General features: G+C 34.9%; 16 protein-coding genes. 15 read left to right on the top strand and 1 reads right to left on the bottom strand.

What is annotated here, in order from left to right; translation table 11 throughout:
• The first annotated feature begins 16 nt into the window (after nt 1-16).
• From ATHE_RS10730 to speD, 15 genes are all read left to right on the top strand, one after another.
• Nucleotides 17-856 carry a Cof-type HAD-IIB family hydrolase gene (locus ATHE_RS10730; RefSeq protein WP_015908480.1) on the top strand — a complete coding sequence of 280 codons (840 nt, stop codon included), beginning with the start codon at nt 17-19 and terminating at the stop codon, nt 854-856.
• Complete coding sequence (locus ATHE_RS10725) at nt 849-1,976, top strand: DUF362 domain-containing protein (RefSeq protein WP_015908479.1); 1,128 nt, start codon at nt 849-851, stop codon at nt 1,974-1,976. The genes ATHE_RS10730 and ATHE_RS10725 overlap by 8 nt, the downstream gene beginning before the upstream one ends.
• Before the next feature lie 60 nt (nt 1,977-2,036).
• The gene (locus ATHE_RS10720) at nt 2,037-2,513 is read left to right on the top strand and encodes a chemotaxis protein CheX (protein WP_015908478.1); all 477 of its coding nucleotides are present in this window, start codon (nt 2,037-2,039) and stop codon (nt 2,511-2,513) included.
• A 30-nt stretch (nt 2,514-2,543) separates the two neighbouring features.
• Nucleotides 2,544-3,008: a tRNA (uridine(34)/cytosine(34)/5-carboxymethylaminomethyluridine(34)-2'-O)-methyltransferase TrmL gene (gene trmL / locus ATHE_RS10715; protein WP_015908477.1), complete on the top strand. Its 465-nt coding sequence runs from the start codon at nt 2,544-2,546 to the stop codon at nt 3,006-3,008.
• A gap of 27 nt (nt 3,009-3,035) precedes the next feature.
• Complete coding sequence (locus ATHE_RS10710) at nt 3,036-3,878, top strand: DegV family protein (protein ID WP_015908476.1); 843 nt, start codon at nt 3,036-3,038, stop codon at nt 3,876-3,878.
• Between the two features lie 86 nt (nt 3,879-3,964).
• The gene (locus ATHE_RS10705) at nt 3,965-5,806 is read left to right on the top strand and encodes a TIGR03960 family B12-binding radical SAM protein (RefSeq protein ID WP_015908475.1); all 1,842 of its coding nucleotides are present in this window, start codon (nt 3,965-3,967) and stop codon (nt 5,804-5,806) included.
• Nucleotides 5,793-6,428 carry a TIGR03936 family radical SAM-associated protein gene (locus ATHE_RS10700; protein ID WP_015908474.1) on the top strand — a complete coding sequence of 212 codons (636 nt, stop codon included), beginning with the start codon at nt 5,793-5,795 and terminating at the stop codon, nt 6,426-6,428. The genes ATHE_RS10705 and ATHE_RS10700 overlap by 14 nt, the downstream gene beginning before the upstream one ends.
• A complete protein-coding gene (locus ATHE_RS10695) occupies nt 6,428-8,143 on the top strand; it encodes an Rne/Rng family ribonuclease (RefSeq protein WP_015908473.1) in 1,716 nt (571 codons plus the stop codon). The genes ATHE_RS10700 and ATHE_RS10695 overlap by 1 nt, the downstream gene beginning before the upstream one ends.
• 68 nt (nt 8,144-8,211) lie before the next feature.
• Nucleotides 8,212-8,769 carry an elongation factor P gene (gene efp, locus ATHE_RS10690; protein ID WP_013402574.1) on the top strand — a complete coding sequence of 186 codons (558 nt, stop codon included), beginning with the start codon at nt 8,212-8,214 and terminating at the stop codon, nt 8,767-8,769.
• A 104-nt stretch (nt 8,770-8,873) separates the two neighbouring features.
• Entirely contained in the window at nt 8,874-9,344 is a 471-nt protein-coding gene (locus ATHE_RS10685; protein WP_015908472.1) for a CD1247 N-terminal domain-containing protein, read from the top strand.
• 227 nt (nt 9,345-9,571) lie between these two features.
• Entirely contained in the window at nt 9,572-10,732 is a 1,161-nt protein-coding gene (locus ATHE_RS10680) for a pyridoxal-phosphate-dependent aminotransferase family protein (RefSeq protein WP_015908471.1), read from the top strand.
• A gap of 5 nt (nt 10,733-10,737) precedes the next feature.
• Entirely contained in the window at nt 10,738-12,333 is a 1,596-nt protein-coding gene (gene serA / locus ATHE_RS10675; RefSeq protein ID WP_015908470.1) for a phosphoglycerate dehydrogenase, read from the top strand.
• A 54-nt stretch (nt 12,334-12,387) separates the two neighbouring features.
• Nucleotides 12,388-13,662 (top strand): DUF1015 domain-containing protein, encoded by a 1,275-nt coding sequence (locus ATHE_RS10670; protein ID WP_015908469.1) that lies wholly within the window; start codon nt 12,388-12,390, stop codon nt 13,660-13,662.
• 118 nt (nt 13,663-13,780) lie between these two features.
• Nucleotides 13,781-14,581 carry a Cof-type HAD-IIB family hydrolase gene (locus tag ATHE_RS10665; protein ID WP_015908468.1) on the top strand — a complete coding sequence of 267 codons (801 nt, stop codon included), beginning with the start codon at nt 13,781-13,783 and terminating at the stop codon, nt 14,579-14,581.
• Nucleotides 14,582-14,765: 184 nt separating this feature from the next.
• Nucleotides 14,766-15,140: an adenosylmethionine decarboxylase gene (gene speD / locus ATHE_RS10660; RefSeq protein WP_011916845.1), complete on the top strand. Its 375-nt coding sequence runs from the start codon at nt 14,766-14,768 to the stop codon at nt 15,138-15,140.
• Nucleotides 15,141-15,614: 474 nt separating this feature from the next.
• Here speD and ATHE_RS10655 read toward each other — a convergent pair whose 3' ends face one another.
• Nucleotides 15,615-16,748, bottom strand: a complete 1,134-nt coding sequence (locus ATHE_RS10655; RefSeq protein WP_014043029.1) for a hypothetical protein — start codon at nt 16,746-16,748, stop codon at nt 15,615-15,617.
• Nucleotides 16,749-16,874 lie beyond the last annotated feature (126 nt).

Below are 16,874 nucleotides of genomic sequence, written 5' to 3'. Positions count from 1 at the left end.
TAGGTGAAGGCAAAAGATGTATAAACTTATTGCAATTGACCTTGACATGACGCTTTTGGACAAAAATAAAAATATCTCTTCAAGAAACAAAAGGGCTATTGAACTTGTAAAACAAAAAGGTGTTCAGATTGTTTTGTGCTCAGGAAGAATCCTCAAAGGAGTGATGTATTTTGCAAAGGTTTTGGGCCTTTATGACCAAGTTATTGTTGCCTGCAACGGAGCGATTGTAAGAGACCTGAAGAAGAACAATGATATCTATTATATTGGACTTGAAAATTCAAAAAGTTTAGAGATTGCCAGAATTTGCAAAGAAAATGACATCTATTATCATTATTATTTTCAAGATACAATGATAGCAAGAAGGCTTGATTATTCCTCTAAATTTTACTACGAAAAGAATAAGGAACTTCCTGAAGAAGAGAGAATTAATATCATAATTGACGATTCTGAAAATACTATTAATGCTTGCGGTGATTTAATCACTAAATTTGTCATTATTGATAAAGACTTAGAAAAAGTAAATTATGTAAGAAAAATAATAGAAAGGGAGATTCCAGGTGTTGAGACCACAAAATCAGACATTAATATTTTAGAAGTTATGAAAGAAGGGGTTAACAAGAAGAGAGCACTTGAATTTGTAATATCATATTTGGGGATAGCACCTGAGGAAGTGATGGCAATAGGTGACAATGAAAATGACCTTGAGATGATAGAGTTTGCCGGGCTTGGCGTTGCAATGGGGAATGCTATTGAAGAGCTCAAAAAAATAGCCGATTATGTGACAAGCTCTTACGAAAACGACGGGGTGGCAAGAGCGATAGAAAAGTTTGTTCTGGGGGAAGCGGTAAATGTGTAAAGTAGCAATTGTAAAGTGTGATACATATGAAGTGCAGGATGTAAAAGAGGCAATTTTGAAGGGTATTAATCTAATAGGGTATGAAATTCCAAAAAAAGACTGCGTGCTTGTAAAACCTAATCTTCTTATGAAAAAAAACCCTGAGGATGCTGTTACCACTCATCCTGCTGTTGTTCAGGCAACTGTGGAAATCATTAAAGAAAAAGCAAGCAAGATTATAATAGCTGACAGTCCAGGTGGACCGTATACCAAAAAGAGGCTTGAAAGTATATATCAAGCTGCAGGAATTAAAGTGCTTGAAAAGCTTGAAAATGTTTATTTGAACTATGATACATCTTACAAAGACCTTAGTATTGAAACTACAACTTTTAAAAAACTTTCGTTGATATCCCCATACTTTGAAAGCCAGGGGATCATAAATCTTCCAAAACTTAAAACCCATCAGATGGCAGTCTATACAGGTGCTGTAAAGAACTTATTTGGGCTTATTCCAGGTGGGCAGAAAGCTGAGATGCATTTTAGATTCCAAGAAGTCAGAAGGTTTATGGAGATGCTACTTGAAATCTTAACGGTAGCAAAGCCAATGCTAAATATTATGGACGGCATTGTTGCAATGGAAGGGGAAGGACCGTCAGCAGGAAAACCCAAAGAGCTTGGTATTTTGCTAATATCCGAGGATGCAATTGCTTTGGATTATGTGGCTTGTAAGATCATTGGGCTTGACATAAAAGATGTTCCTCTTTTGGAGGTGGCAAATGAAAAAGGACTTTTAAATCCTGATAAGGTTGAGATTGTTGGTGAGAGGATTGAAGATGTTGCTCCATCAAATTTTGAACTTGTCTTAAGACCCGAGATATCTTTTGTGAAAGGAAGGCTTCCACAATTTTTGGCAAGGTTTTTGGATAATTTTCTTTCACCAAGACCAATTTTCGACATAAATATTTGTATAGGTTGTGCAGAGTGTTTCAATGCATGTCCTGCTCAGGCTATTGAGATGAGAAGCAGGAAAGCATATGTTGATTTGAAAAAGTGTATAAGGTGTTATTGCTGTCATGAACTTTGTCCTTCAAAGGCTATAAAAATCAAAAGATCATTTTTATTTGAGAAAGTATTAAAATGATGAAAGGGGGAAAGTCTTGTATTCTGCCAAATAAAGTGGCAGGGTGACAAGGCAAATAAAATGGCAAGTGTAAATGTTGAGTACATCAATCCGTTTATTCAGGCGAGCCAGCAAGTACTAAAACAGGTCGCAAACATTGAATTTAAGCTTGGGAAAGTGTACATTAAAGAACCCACTTACAAAGTTGATCAGGTTGTTGTTATAATTGGAATGACAGGTAATATTAAAGGACAGGTAAACTTCTGCATGTCAATTGAGACAGCAAAAAAAATTGCGTCAATGATGATGGGAGGTTTTCCTGTATCGGACTTTGATGAACTTGCAAAAAGTGCGATTGGCGAGATGGCAAATATGATTATGGGTAACACTTCAACACTGTTTTCACAAAAGGGACTGAAGGTTGAGATAACACCCCCTTCAATTTTAATAGGTGAGAACATGACGCTCAGCACATCAAAAATGATAAACATATGTGTGCCACTTTTACTTGACAACGGTGATAAAATTGATATGGATGTTGCGTTCATGGAAAACTAAATTAAAAAGGGGGGCTTTTTCTCTAATATCATGCCAATAAACATAGTACTGCATGAACCTGAAATTCCATACAACACAGGAAACATTGCGAGAACGTGTGCATGTACAGGAAGCAAGCTCCATCTTATAGAGCCTCTTGGTTTTTCATTGGAAGACAAGTACTTGAAAAGAGCAGGGCTTGACTACTGGCAATATTTGGATGTGAAAATCTACAAGGATTTAAACGAGTTTTTTGAGAAAAATAGAGGAGCAAATGTATTCTATTTTTCTACCAAAGGCAAACAATATTATACCCAGGCGCCATATGAAGACAATTGCTACCTTATGTTTGGGAAAGAAACAGCTGGTCTTCCTCAGTGGCTTATTGAACAGAACATACACAGGACTTACAGAATACCTATGATAAGCGATGTAAGGTCTTTAAATCTTTCAAATTCGGTTGCTATTGTTTTATATGAAGCTCTTAGACAGCTTGGTTTTCCTAATCTGGTGTAATCCACAGATATAAAAGGGGGATTTTGGATGGGTGTTACTATAGTTACAGATTCGACATGCGATTTGAGTCCTCAGATGCTAAATGAATTTGGTATCAAAATGGTACCATTAAAAGTTTTTTTTGAAGATGAAGTTTATAAAGACTGGGTAGAAATTACACCTGAAATGTTTTACAAAAAATTAGCATCATCAACAGTTCTTCCAAGAACGTCTCAGCCAAGTCCGGAAGAGTTTTTGGATGTATTTAAACAAGAGATTGAAAATGGTAATGAAGTTGTGTCAATTCATCTTTCTTCAAAATTATCAGGGACTTATAATTCTGCTTGTTTGGCTAAGGATATGTTAGATCCTCAAAAGATTTTTGTTATTGATGGAAAAAGCGCATCGATTGGTACAGGAGTTTTAGCTATTTTGGCTAAAAGGTTAGCAGAGAAAGGTATGCCAGCAAAAGATATAGCTTCATTGATAATACAAAAAACAAATACTATAAGACATATTTTTGCAGTTGAAACCTTAGAATATCTTAAAAAAGGTGGAAGAATATCGCCTGCGAAAGCAACGATAGGAAATATATTAAACATAAAACCTATACTTCACATAGTTGATGGAGTTGTTGAGCCGTTTGACAAAGTAAGGGGCATGAAAAGAGCTTTGCCAAGAATAATTGAAGAAGTAAACAAAAAAGGATTAGACCTTAAAAATCAGGTTTGTGGTTTTTGTTATGCTGGTGATTTAAGTGAAGCTGAAGAACTTATAAATATGATAAAACAAGAACTTTCGCCTGGAGAACTTATAGTAACTCAAATAGGTAGTGTAATAGGCACATATGTTGGACCAGGGACGTTTGCGTTTATTTTCTTTGAGGAATAATAAAATTTAAGATTTTAAGCTTTTCAGCTACAGGGTAGCCTGTAGCTTATTGTATTTTTAATATAAAGAAGAGGTGTAAGACAAAAGTGATTGTAAAAGACAAGGTATTTAAACTGCTCTATGATGTTGAAAAACCGGGAAGATATATCGGCAACGAAATAAATATGGTAAAAAAAGATCCTGAAAAGGTAGATATAAGGTTTGCATTTTGCTTTCCGGATGTGTACGAGATTGGTATGTCTAACTTGGGTCTCAAAATTTTGTATCATCTTTTGAATGAAAGAGAAGATGTATACTGCGAAAGAGCTTTTATGCCATGGGTAGATATGCAGAAGAAGATGAAAAAAGAGGGAATAAAACTATTTTCACTTGAAACTTTTACTGAACTTGATAGATTTGACATAATAGGATTTTCTCTTTCATATGAAATGAGCTATACAAATGTTTTGAAGATGCTTGAACTTGGTGGTCTTCCTCTTGAAAGTCAAAAAAGAGAAAAAGGTATGCCCATTGTGATTGCAGGAGGTCCATGCACGTATAATCCAGAACCGCTTTGGGAGTTTATAGATGTGTTTGTAATTGGTGAGGGCGAAGAGGTCATTTTGGAGATTATTGACCTTTATAAAAGATATAAATTTTCTAATATGACAAAGGAAGAGTTCTTACATGAATGTGCGGCTATTGAAGGATGTTACGTTCCTTCACTTTACAATGTAGAGTATAACACCGATGGAACTATAAAGTCTATAGTACCTGTATCAGAAAATGTACCAGCAAAAGTAAAAAAGAGAATTGTAAAAGATTTAGATACAAGCTATTTTCCAACAAAGATGATAACACCTCTTATAGAAGTTGTTCATGATAGAATAACCTTGGAAATTTTCAGAGGTTGTGCAAGAGGGTGCAGGTTTTGCCAGGCAGGTATAATATACAGACCTGTTAGGTTCAGAAAGGCAGAAAAGGTTTTACAGTATGCAAAAGAACTTGTTGAAAATTGTGGGTGTAATGAGATATCGCTTGTATCCCTCAGTACAAGTGACTATCCGAATATAGATGAACTTGCAAGGGAAATTTTGAAGTTTGCAGAGGACAAAAAGGTAAACATTTCTTTGCCATCCTTGAGGCTTGACTCAACATCTTTAGACCTTTTAAAAGAAGTTGAAAAGGTAAGAAAACCTACACTGACCTTTGCACCCGAGGCAGGAACACAGAGACTAAGAGATGTTATAAATAAAAATATAAAAGAAGAAGATATATACTCTACAGTCAAGCTTGCGTTTGAAAGAGGATTTCAGAACATAAAACTCTATTTTATGCTTGGCCTTCCTCTTGAAGAAGATGAAGATGTTCTTGGGATATATACAATAGCAAAGAATATAAGGGAGATATACAAAGATCTTGGGCTTAAAAAGAAGGTTAGAATAACAGTGTCCACATCCTTTTTTGTGCCAAAACCACACACGCCCTTTCAGTGGGAAGCGCAGGATAGCATTGAAAACATGCAAAGAAAGATGAAACATTTGAAGGAGAATCTCAAAAAAGTAAAGGATGTTGAGTACAGCTGGCATGACTTTTATCTTAGCAAGCTTGAAGCGGTACTTTCACGGGGAGACAGAAAACTTTCAAGGGTAATTAAAAGAGCAGTTGAGCTTGGCTGTCAGTTTGATGACTGGGGCGAGTTTTTTGACTTTTCAAAATGGGAAAAAGCGTTTGAGGCAGAAAATATAGACTGGAAATTTTACTCTGACCGAAAAAGAAACTTTAACGAGGTTTTGCCATGGGACATTATCGACACAGGTGTGACCAGGGAGTTTTTAAAGAAAGAGTGTCTTTTGGCATATGAAGCAAAAACCACAAGTTCGTGTTTTGAAAGATGCATAGGTTGCGGTGCAGCTTCTTTTCGAGGGGGAATTTGTGTTGGCAAATAGGTACAGGTTTTACTTTTCGCGTGATTTGCCTGCAGCGTTTATATCCCATCTTGACATGACAAGGTTATTTGAAAGGTTATTTAGAAGGTTGAATATAAAGCTTAAGTTCACACAAGGATTCAATCCTCACCCAAAGATAGTTTTTATTCTTCCAATGCCAGTTGGACTTTGTTCGAAAGAAGAGATATTTGAAGTTGAATGCGAGAATGAACTTGAAAGCAGTATCATTGAGAATCTCAATAAAATCTTGCCAGAAGGATTAAAAATGTTGAAAGTTGAGCTGGCTACTGATAAAATACAAGTAAGTGATATGTATTATCAATGTTTTGTTGAAGCTGAGGAAGAATTTTGCAAGTACTTTGATGAGTTTATGAAAAAAAGTCCTGCTATAAAGAAAGAGAAGGAAGGCAAGGTAACAGTAAAGAAAATTTCTGATTTTATTTTGAGCTATGAATATGAAAAAGTGGCTGGGAATATAAAAATAAGTTTTCATATAAATGTTGTGAATGGAAGTTATATAAAACCAGAAGATATATTAAGAGAATTTTGTCAGGAGTATAATATTGAATGTAGGATTGTAAAGGTTGAAAGGGTAAAAGTTAACTATAAAAGGGTGATATAATGCAAAGTGAGATTATAGTTGATGTAAGTTTTAACCAAACAAGGGTTGCTGTTTTGGAAGACAAAGAACTTGTCGAGATTTACATCGAGAGGGAAGACAGTCAAAGCATAGTAGGAAATATCTACAAAGGGGTTGTTGAAAACATCCTGCCTGGTATGGATGCAGCTTTTGTCAATATTGGTCAGGAAAAAAATGCTTTTTTGTACCTTGGCGATGTGAACAGGCTTGAATTTGGAGATACTGATGAGTATTATGAAATAAAAACAAATCCGCTTGCCCTAAGGTGTGGCCAGGAAATAGTTGTGCAGGTAATAAAGGAAGGGTATGACCAGAAAGGTCCAAGGGTTACCACAAACATAACGTTGCCAGGAAGGTACTTAGTTCTTTTGCCATGCACAGAATATGTTGGTGTTTCAAAAAGGATTGAGAGTGAAGAAGAAAGGCAGAGACTTAAAGAGATAGCCTGCAGGATAAGACCTGAGGGAATGGGTTTGATTGTCAGAACTGCGGCAGAAAACAAGAGCGAAGAGATTTTAAAAAGCGAACTTGAGTTTTTAAAGAATATGTGGAAAAAAATAAGACAGAAAAGCTGTCAGAGCGCTCCTGTTCTTCTTTACAAAGACTATGACCTTGTGTTCAAAGCTGTAAGAGACATGTTTACTAATCAGGTTGACAGGTTTGTTATAAACGATAGGAAAAAATATAACAAGATAATAGAGTTTTTATCCTCTTATGCCCCGAGCTTGAAGAGTAAAGTTGAGTATTTTAACCTTGCAACAAATATATTCGAATATTTTCAGATAGAACAAAAGCTTTCAAAAGCTTTATCAAAAAGAGTGTGGCTCAAAAGTGGTGGGTATATAGTAATAGATGAGACAGAGGCATTGACTGTAATTGACGTCAACACAGGAAAGTATGTTGGCAAGACTGATGTTGCAGAAACAATCTTAAAGACAAATCTTGAAGCTGCACAGGAGATTGCAAGGCAGCTAAGGCTCAGAGATATTGGCGGAATAATCATAATTGACTTTATTGATATGAAAAATCCAGATCATCAGAAGATAGTTTTAGATGCTTTGAAAGAGGCTCTCAAAAGAGACAAGACAAAAACAGTGGTTGTTGACATAACGCCTCTTGGGCTTGTTGAGATGACAAGAAAAAAGGTAAGACAACGACTTTCATGTGTTATGCAATCAAACTGTCCTTACTGTGAGGGTACAGGTAAGATTTTATCTCCTGAGAGCGTCGCGTTTAAAGTTTTGAAAGAGATTGAGTGGTATTGCAAAAACAAGGTAGAAGACAAGTTCTTTGTTGAAATACACACAAAAGTATGTGAGATTTTAAGAAAGGGTGAAATTGACAGGATAAAAGAACTTGAGCAGAAGTACAAAAAGAAAATCTATATCAAAGCTTCTTCAAATATTCACATAAATAAGTTTACCATATGCCCTGTAAAGGATGAGGACCATTACATGGCGTTGTGTGGTTGGCTTTGTGAAGGAGATGAAGTTTTGGCGTTTGTTGAGGAGGAAGACAGGTTCAATCCAAAAAATGCGGTTGGGTATGTAAACCAGAATAGAATAGAGCTTGATGATGCATCTGACCTTGTTGGCAAGTACATCTATGCAAAGGTTGAAAAGGTGTATGGAACACTTTCAAAAGGAAAGATTTTGGATGTGTATGAGGTTGATAAAGAGGATGTAAAAGAGTGTTAATTTGGTTGAAAAAAATATGTTTTTTTTGATAAAATAGAAGAGCAAAATTTTAAATCGGAGGGAAGCTGATGGTTGAGGCAGGCGATTTTCGAAGAGGATTAACAATAGAGTATGATGGTCAGATATTTCAGGTAATTGAATTTTTACACGTAAAACCTGGCAAGGGTGCAGCTTTTGTTAGAACAAAACTTAAAAATATAAAGACAGGTGCTGTGATTGAAAAGACGTTCAGACCGGATGAGAGAATGCCTCTTGCTCACATTGAAAGAAGAGAGATGCAGTACCTTTACAACGACGGTGAGCTTTACTATTTCATGGACACACAGACATACGAGCAAATTGCGCTAAATCAAGAGATGGTTGGCGATGCACTCAAGTTTGTAAAGGAAAATATGACAGTTACAGTTCTTTCTCACAATGGAGTTGTATTTGGGGTTGAACCACCAAGATTTGTGGAGCTTGAGGTAATTGATACAGAACCGGGCTTTAAAGGTGATACTCAAACAGGTGCAACAAAACCAGCGAAGGTTGAAACAGGCGCTGTAATACAGGTTCCACTTTTTATAAATGTTGGCGATAAAATTAAGATTGACACATCAACAGAAGAGTATCTGTCACGAGTGTAATTGATTTGACATTTTTCAATTATATGCTGTGTGTATAAAGTGATTTTAATGGGTAAATATTAAGTATAGATAAGGTTTATTCTGTATTGTAGGAGGATACTTTAATGGAAAATTTATATGAAAAGGTTGCATACTTAAGAGGGCTTGCAGAGGGTCTGGGCATAAATGAGGATTCAAAAGAAGGAAGGCTTCTTCTGAGTATCATTGATGTGCTTGACGAGTTTGCAGATGCGATAAACGAACTTGACGTCAAGCAAGCAGAGCTTGAAGATGTTGTTGATTCAATTGACGAGGATTTGGAAAAGTTAGAAGATGAAGTGTATGAAAATTATGATGAGGATTATGATGACTACTATGATGATGAAGATGACGAAGACTTAGTGGAAGTGACCTGTCCAAACTGCAAGGTAACATTTTATTTAGAAGAAGACGAGTACTTAAACGAGGATGAGATTGAATGCCCCAACTGCAACGAAATAATATATCTTGACGAACTTGAAGAAGAGTTTGACGATGAAGAAGACGATGATGAGTATGAAGACGAAGTAGATGATGAGGACAAAAAAGATAAATAAAGATTATATCAATAAAGAAGGTTTTAGCCGGTGCTTCTTACCGGCTTTTTGTTTATATTACCAATTATTTGTTGCAAGGGGTTGTTATAAATAAACAAAAACATCCTGCTTTTTTATGTTTAAAATGTATAATAATAAGATTGTCAAATTATTGACATTGTCACACGCATTAGATATAATCAACTTAAAACAAATTGAGTTTGTTTGAAAGGGGTAGAAGAAAGAATATGAGAAAACCAAAACTTTTGATGACACCTGGTCCAACTCCGCTTCCACCTGAGGTTATCTCTGCCATGTCACAACAGATTATTCACCATCGCACAAAAGAATTTGGTGAAATCTTTTCAAGAGTGAATGAAAACTTAAAAAAGGTGTTCCAGACAAAAAACAATGTTTTAACATTTGCAGCATCAGGAACTGGTGCAATGGAAGCAAGCGCTGTCAATTTCTTTTCTGAAGGCGACACCGTTTTGGTTGTGTCAGTAGGGGTCTTTGGGGATAGGTTTATAAATATATGCAAGACGTTTAGTCTAAATGTAATTGAGAAGAAGTATCCTTATGGTGATGTTGCAAATATTGATGAGGTAATTGAAATTATTGAATCTAATAAAGACATAAAAGGTGTATTTATAACACACAACGAGACATCAACAGGTGTTACAAATCCTATTGAAAAGCTTGCAAGGTATCTTAAGAATACAGACAAGATCTTAATTGTTGATGCGGTAAGCTCGCTTGGAGCAATTGATTTGAAGACTGATGAATGGGGCGTTGACGTTGTTGTTACAGGCTCTCAGAAAGCCTTAATGTCCCCTCCAGGACTTGCTTTTGTCTCTGTATCAGAAAAAGCATGGGAGTTTTACAAAACATCAAAACTTAGAAAGTTTTACTGGGACTTTAAAAAGTATCAGGACAACCTTTTAAAAGAAAGCCAGGACACTCCTTTCACGCCAGCTGTTACCTTAATCAGGGCTGTTGATGCAGGACTAAAACTAATTTTAGATTATGGACTTGAAAACAATTTTAAACGTCACACCCGTCTTGCGCATCTTACCCAGCTTGCAGCTGAAAAACTCAATTTAGAGCTTTTGCCAAAGAAAGAATACTCATCTGCAGTCATCACTGCAATCAAGTCACCAGAGGGTGTGGATATAGAAAAGGTAAGAAAGATAATGAATCAGAAATATGATATAATGGTAACAGGAGGACAGTCTACTTTAAAAGGGAAGATTATAAGAATTGGTCACATGGGATATGTTGACGAGTTTGACCTTCTGAAGACCATCGAGTGCTTTGAACTTGCGCTTTTAGAAGTAGGATACAAAAACTTTGAGGTTGGAGAGGCAACAAAAGCAGTCCTTCAGGAAATTGCTAAGGAGGTAAGGTAAATAAAATGAAGGTCTTGGTGACTGAAAGAATCGCAAAGGAAGGTATAGATATTTTAAAAAATGAAGGAATTGAAGTGGATGAGAAGGTAGGACTATCTCACCCAGAAATTTGCGATATAATTGGTGAATATGATGCTTTAATTGTCAGAAGTGCAACAAAAGTAAACGAAGAGATGATAAAATGTGGCAAGAACTTAAAAGTGATTGCGAGAGCCGGTGTTGGTATTGACAATGTGGATGTAGAGGCAGCAACAAAACAGGGGATTATTGTTGTGAATGCTCCAGATGGCAACATTATGGCAGCTGCCGAGCTCACAATTGGTCTTATATTTAGCATATTCAGGTACATCCCACAGGCGTACATGTCTTGCAAGCAGGGCGATTTTAGAAGAAACAAATTCAAAGGTGTTGAGCTTTATGAAAAGACAGCGGGAATAATCGGGTTTGGCAAGATAGGAGCGCTTGTTGCAGAGCGACTCAAAGCTTGCGGGATGAGAGTTATTGCATACGACCCATACGTTTCTGATGAAAAGTTTAAAAAATATGGCGTTGAAAAGGTAGACTTTGATACTCTCTTGAAAGAGTCTGACTTAATTACTATTCACACACCAAAGACAAAAGAGACGTACAACCTCATTTCAGAAAAAGAGTTCAAAAAGATGAAAAAAGGTGTCAGAATTGTAAACTGTGCGCGCGGCGGTGTTATAAACGAAAATGACCTTTACATTGCGATAAAAGAGGGTATAGTGGCAGCAGCAGCACTTGATGTTCTTGAAAAAGAACCAAACTTTGAGCTTGAAAAGCAAGAATATCATAACCCTCTTTTAGAACTTGACAATGTGGTAATAACACCTCATCTTGGAGCATCGACACAGGAAGCTCAGGTAAATGTGGCTGTATCTGTTGCGAAAGAGGTTGCAGCGGTGTTAAAAGGCGGCATTGCTAAAAATGCTGTCAATCTTCCTGCGTTTGAAAAGGAAAAGCTTGAAGAGATTATGCCATATTTGGAGCTTGCTGAGGCAATGGGCAAGATTTTTATCCAGGCAGAAAGGGCTTTTGCCAATAAAATCGAAATTGTGTACAGCGGTCAGATAGATGAGAAAGCAACAACATGGCTCACACGTGCACTTTTAAAAGGCTATCTTGAATTTTCTGTACAGGACAATGTCAACTATGTAAATTCCCAGCTTTTGGCAAAAGAACAGGGAATTGAAGTTATTGAGAGCAAAAAAGAAGAGAGCGGAAAGTTCAAGAACATGATAACCGCAAGGTTTACAACCAGTGAAAAAGTTTTAGAACTTTCTGGAACGGTTTACAACAACGAGGGTAGAATCATAGATTTCTTTGGCTACAAGGTTGATTTCAAGCCAGAAAAATATATGCTTCTTATTCAGAATATAGATAAACCTGGTATGATAGGGAAAATTGGTACAATTGTCGGTGAATATGGAATCAATATTGCTACAATGCAAGTGTCCAGAAACAAAAAAGGCGAGAAAGCTGTTATGGTATGTGAGATAGACGGTGAGCTACCTGATGAGGCTATAGAAAAGTTAAAAAATACGGATGGTATTTTAAGAGTAACAATGGCAAAGCTGTAATATGGTTTTTGTATGGAAATGGAAAATATAAAGTAGAAAGGGTTATGGAGAAGGATGGCTAACATCAAAGGTTTTAGAGGTTTGAGATATTCGCCTGAAATTGAACTTGACAAGTGCATATGTCCTCCTTATGATATTATTTCTGAAGAGGAAAGAGAGGAACTCTACAGAAAAAGTGAATACAACATAATCCGAATTGAGTTTGGGAAAGAGTATGAGAATGATAACCAGGAAAATAACAAGTTTACCCGTGCAAAAGAATATTTGGATAACTGGATAAAACAGGGAATTTTAAAATTTGACTCAAATGATTGCATTTATGTTCTTGAACAGGAATTTGAGGTGGATGGAAAGAAATATGTTCGCACAGGACTGATTGTGGTTCTTGAACTTGTTGAATTTGAAAAGGGTATAGTTATACCTCATGAATTTACACTTTCAAAACCTAAGCAAGAAAGACTTGAGCTTATGCGAAAGACACATGCTAATATCAGCAGCATATTTGGGCTTTATGAAGATAAGACAAAAGAAATTAAAGAGATTCTGGATAGAATAAAATCGAAAAAAGAAGATGTTTCTTACAATGGTATTGGCACATTTGAAAGAATGTGGGTTGTATCTGACAGTGATACAATTGAAAAATTGAGGCAGCTTTTTTATGATAAGAAGATATTTATTGCAGATGGTCACCACAGGTATGAAACAGCCCTTGAATACAAAAAAGAGATGGAACAAAAAGAGTGCAAACGAGATGATGCAGATTATAACTACATAATGATTACACTTACAAGCTTAGAAGACCCGGGAATAGTTATTTTACCCACACACAGGATTGTTCTTTCAACAGATATTGAAGAAGATATATTCGTGGAAAAGTTAAAAGTAGATTTTGAGGTTGAGCAAGGAGATTACAAAAGATTAAAAGAGAAGTTAGAAATAAAGAAGAAATATGCATTTTTGGTTTACACATATAACCATAACTTTTACCTAATAACTTTAAAAGAACCTGAAAACTCCTTAAGAGAAATTGAGGGAAGTAAAGCTTATAAAAATCTTGATGTTGTGATATTGCAAAAACTTGTTTTAAATAAAGTACTTGAAATTACAGATGAGCACATTCTTTATCAAAGAAATATAAAGTATACCAAGTCTGATAAGGAACTAATAGAAACAGTAAACAAAGGCGCCAAATACGGTTTTATTTTGAATCCAACCCTTGTTGAGGAATTAAAAGATGTATCTTTAAGTGGCGAAAAAATGCCTCAAAAGTCCACATACTTTTATCCAAAACTTATGACAGGAAATGTAATGTATGTTCATTTAAAGTAAAAGTTTTTATAAAACAAAAAGGGTTTGGGTGTTGATATCTTGAACAGCAATGTTCAGGTTTCAATATCCAAACCGTTTTTTGTATTTTTTCATGAATAAAGAAAGGAGAAATTAAAAGATGATAAAACTTGTAGCAACAGACCTTGATGATACGTTGCTGTCAAAAGACTTAACAATAACTGAGAAAAATTTAAACGCTATAGAGTTTTTAAAGAAAAACAATATTATTTTTATATTAGCTTCAGGAAGACCATACCCTTCTATTAAAAATGTGGCATATGACCTTCAAAATTTTTACCCAATGATAACATACCAGGGTGCACTTGTTTATGACCCAAAAAATGACAAAAAGCTTTATGGCTGCGAAATTAAGCCAGAGGACGCAAAAGAACTTGTAAGGCTTGCAAAAGATGAAGGAATTCATGTTCATATTTACATTGACAATGTATGGTATGTTGAAGCTATGAACGAAAAGACTGAATACTATAGAAATCTTACAAAGCTTGAACCCCACATAGTTAAAAATTTACTTGAATTTATCGACAGACCTGTCACAAAGGTTTTGTTTTTTGATGAACATGAAAGATTAAAAGATTTGAAAGAAAGTCTTCCAGATGATTTTTCGAAGAAATTCAACATAATGTTTTCAAAACCCTTCTTCTTGGAATTTACAGATATCAATGTTTCAAAGGGGAATGCTCTTAAGTTTTTAACCGAGTACTACGGTTTGAAAAGAGAAGAGGTTATGGCAATTGGTGATGGTGACAATGATATTTCAATGATTGAATATGCAGGGATAGGTGTTGCTGTTGAAAATGCAGTTGAAAAGCTAAAAGAAGCTGCTGACTTTGTTGTTGCAAAGAGTGATGATAGCGGTTTTGCACAGGCTATAGAAAAAGTATTCAACGTTCATTTTTAAAATTTTAATCATATAATAGGATAAGAAAGAGAAAAACAGAGATTTTAATAAGAAAACGAGAGCTAATTTAAAAATTTAAAGGAAAATGATATTTTTTAAAAAAATATATTGACTTTTGAAAAAATTTTGCTAAAATAAATTCTGTTACTTGAAAAGAGTAAATTCCAAGAAGGAGGTAGGGAAGATGCACGCATTGGGCAGGCACATAATAGCAGAGCTTTACGGGTGTGACAAGGAAGTGCTCAACAACCGCGAATTGATTGAAAAAATAATGGTAGAATCAGCATTAAAAGCAGGTGCAGAGGTAAGAGAGGTAGCATTCCACAAGTTTTCACCACAGGGTGTAAGCGGTGTTGTTGTAATTTCAGAGTCACACCTGACAATCCACACATGGCCGGAGCTTGGCTATGCAGCAGTTGATGTATTTACATGCGGTGAAAGAGTTGATCCATGGCAAGCATGCAATTACATTACAGAAATGCTCAAAGCTAGCCACATGACAACTACAGAGGTAAAAAGAGGTTTGTTCGAACAACCTGTCAAGGTAGCAAACCTATAATAATACCTCCTTTTTGTTGATGGTATAGAAGATAGTGTTAAAGTTTTGAAGGGATGTGGAACTGAGAAATCTAAAAGGAGGACATAACTTTTTTAAATTGTTACTTTTTGAGGTTTTTTAATGTATTAAAGAATGCAAAAAGGGAAAAATATTTAACTGAAAGACCCCCTTTACTTAAATAAAAATATTTTGGTGCACAGATAAGACTTTCTGTGCACCAATTTTTTGGATTTACTAAACTTTGAATCCTGAAAACTTAAAGTGTCGAAAATGAAAAAAAACATGACATCAACAGCAAACTACTTTTCAAGAAACAGAGGTATTGTCCAAAGTTTTTAATTTCGTTTAACTATTAACACCTGTCAATTTCCTCTAATTGCCAAAACAAAATGGCATTTAACAATATTAAATTATACCAATAAAGTTAAATTCAGGACATTAGAATATTAATACTTCAAAAAGCAAATAATTTTCTTATTCTCTATTTTTATGTTTCCTTTTTTCAGCTTCATAAAGACTGTGTGACAATACTTTGATATAGTGCAGAGTGGAAGCTTTTCGTATTAACATAAATACAAAATAAAGATATTTACTGTCTTTCACTTCTTCACTATTTAAGTCTACTCTTGCTCTCGCATAACAGAAACTATCATATTTAACCTTGTTAAATATCTCAATTGGAAGTTGAAAATAAAGAGCAGTCGAAGCAGGGTCGATAATTAAATAACCGTTCTTTTTATCAATAATAAATCCTTCATCTTGCCATTTAAACATGTTTTCACCCAGATAAGAACGAGCAAACTCTTTAAGTAACATATTCAAATAAGAAATTTCAAAGGTCACTGGGGATTCTTTCAAAGCTTTGTTAATTTCTTTACAAGCAAGTAAAAAGACTTCATTAGGGCTCCATATTTCTATTCGTTTTCTTCTCATACCAGCACATAAACCATAAAAGGAATCAGGGAAAAATAAATTAACTGCAACTGTTTTTGCATGCGGATTGTTACTATATATATAATTTCTGAAAGCACTGTCAAAAGTATTTTTGTTAGTATATCCATACCAGTCGTAATTGCTTTCTACAGGTCTGTAATTGAACAGCTTGTCAATTAAAAATTCAAAAAGATTTTTGTTCATTCTTTTCAGAAATTTAATACTCTTTTTCTCTTCCATAATCAAATTATAAGAATAAGCAATAGCAAAAGCTTCTTCTTTCTGCCATATTCGACTACAGTTATTTATTCTGGCAAAAACATCACAGAAGTGGTAAAATTCGAAGCGAGAATAAATGGTTTTTAAAATAATATAAACAACTTGGGCAAGTTCTTTTTCTGAACTTATTGTGAAACCATTTTGGTAAACAAGTTTTAAAATTTCAAGCATTAACTGCAAAACTGCTTCAATTTTAATTCTTAAAAAACCTATCTGCTTGTCAGGAATGTAATATCCTAAAACTTTATTTACAGAACCATAATATACTTTTTGGTAAATTTCCAGCTGAGTATTTTCTATTTCTTTTTCAAGAAACTCAACATAGAACAAACCGTTATTATATTTTTTTCCAGATAAAACCTCAACATATTTTTGGAAGAAAACATCAAAAAGCATGTATTATTTATTTTCACCTCTTTCGAATATTTACATATTTTTATCATACCTTAAGTTTTAATTTGTTTCAAGCTATATTTACAAAAATAAACTGGATATGATATTATAAAATTAAAAAAATGGTGG

Source organism: Caldicellulosiruptor bescii DSM 6725 (genome assembly GCF_000022325.1).
Lineage (GTDB): Bacteria > Bacillota > Thermoanaerobacteria > Caldicellulosiruptorales > Caldicellulosiruptoraceae > Caldicellulosiruptor > Caldicellulosiruptor bescii.
The sequence above is the reverse complement of the archived record's forward strand: the minus strand, read 5'-3'. Positions and strand labels throughout refer to the sequence as shown.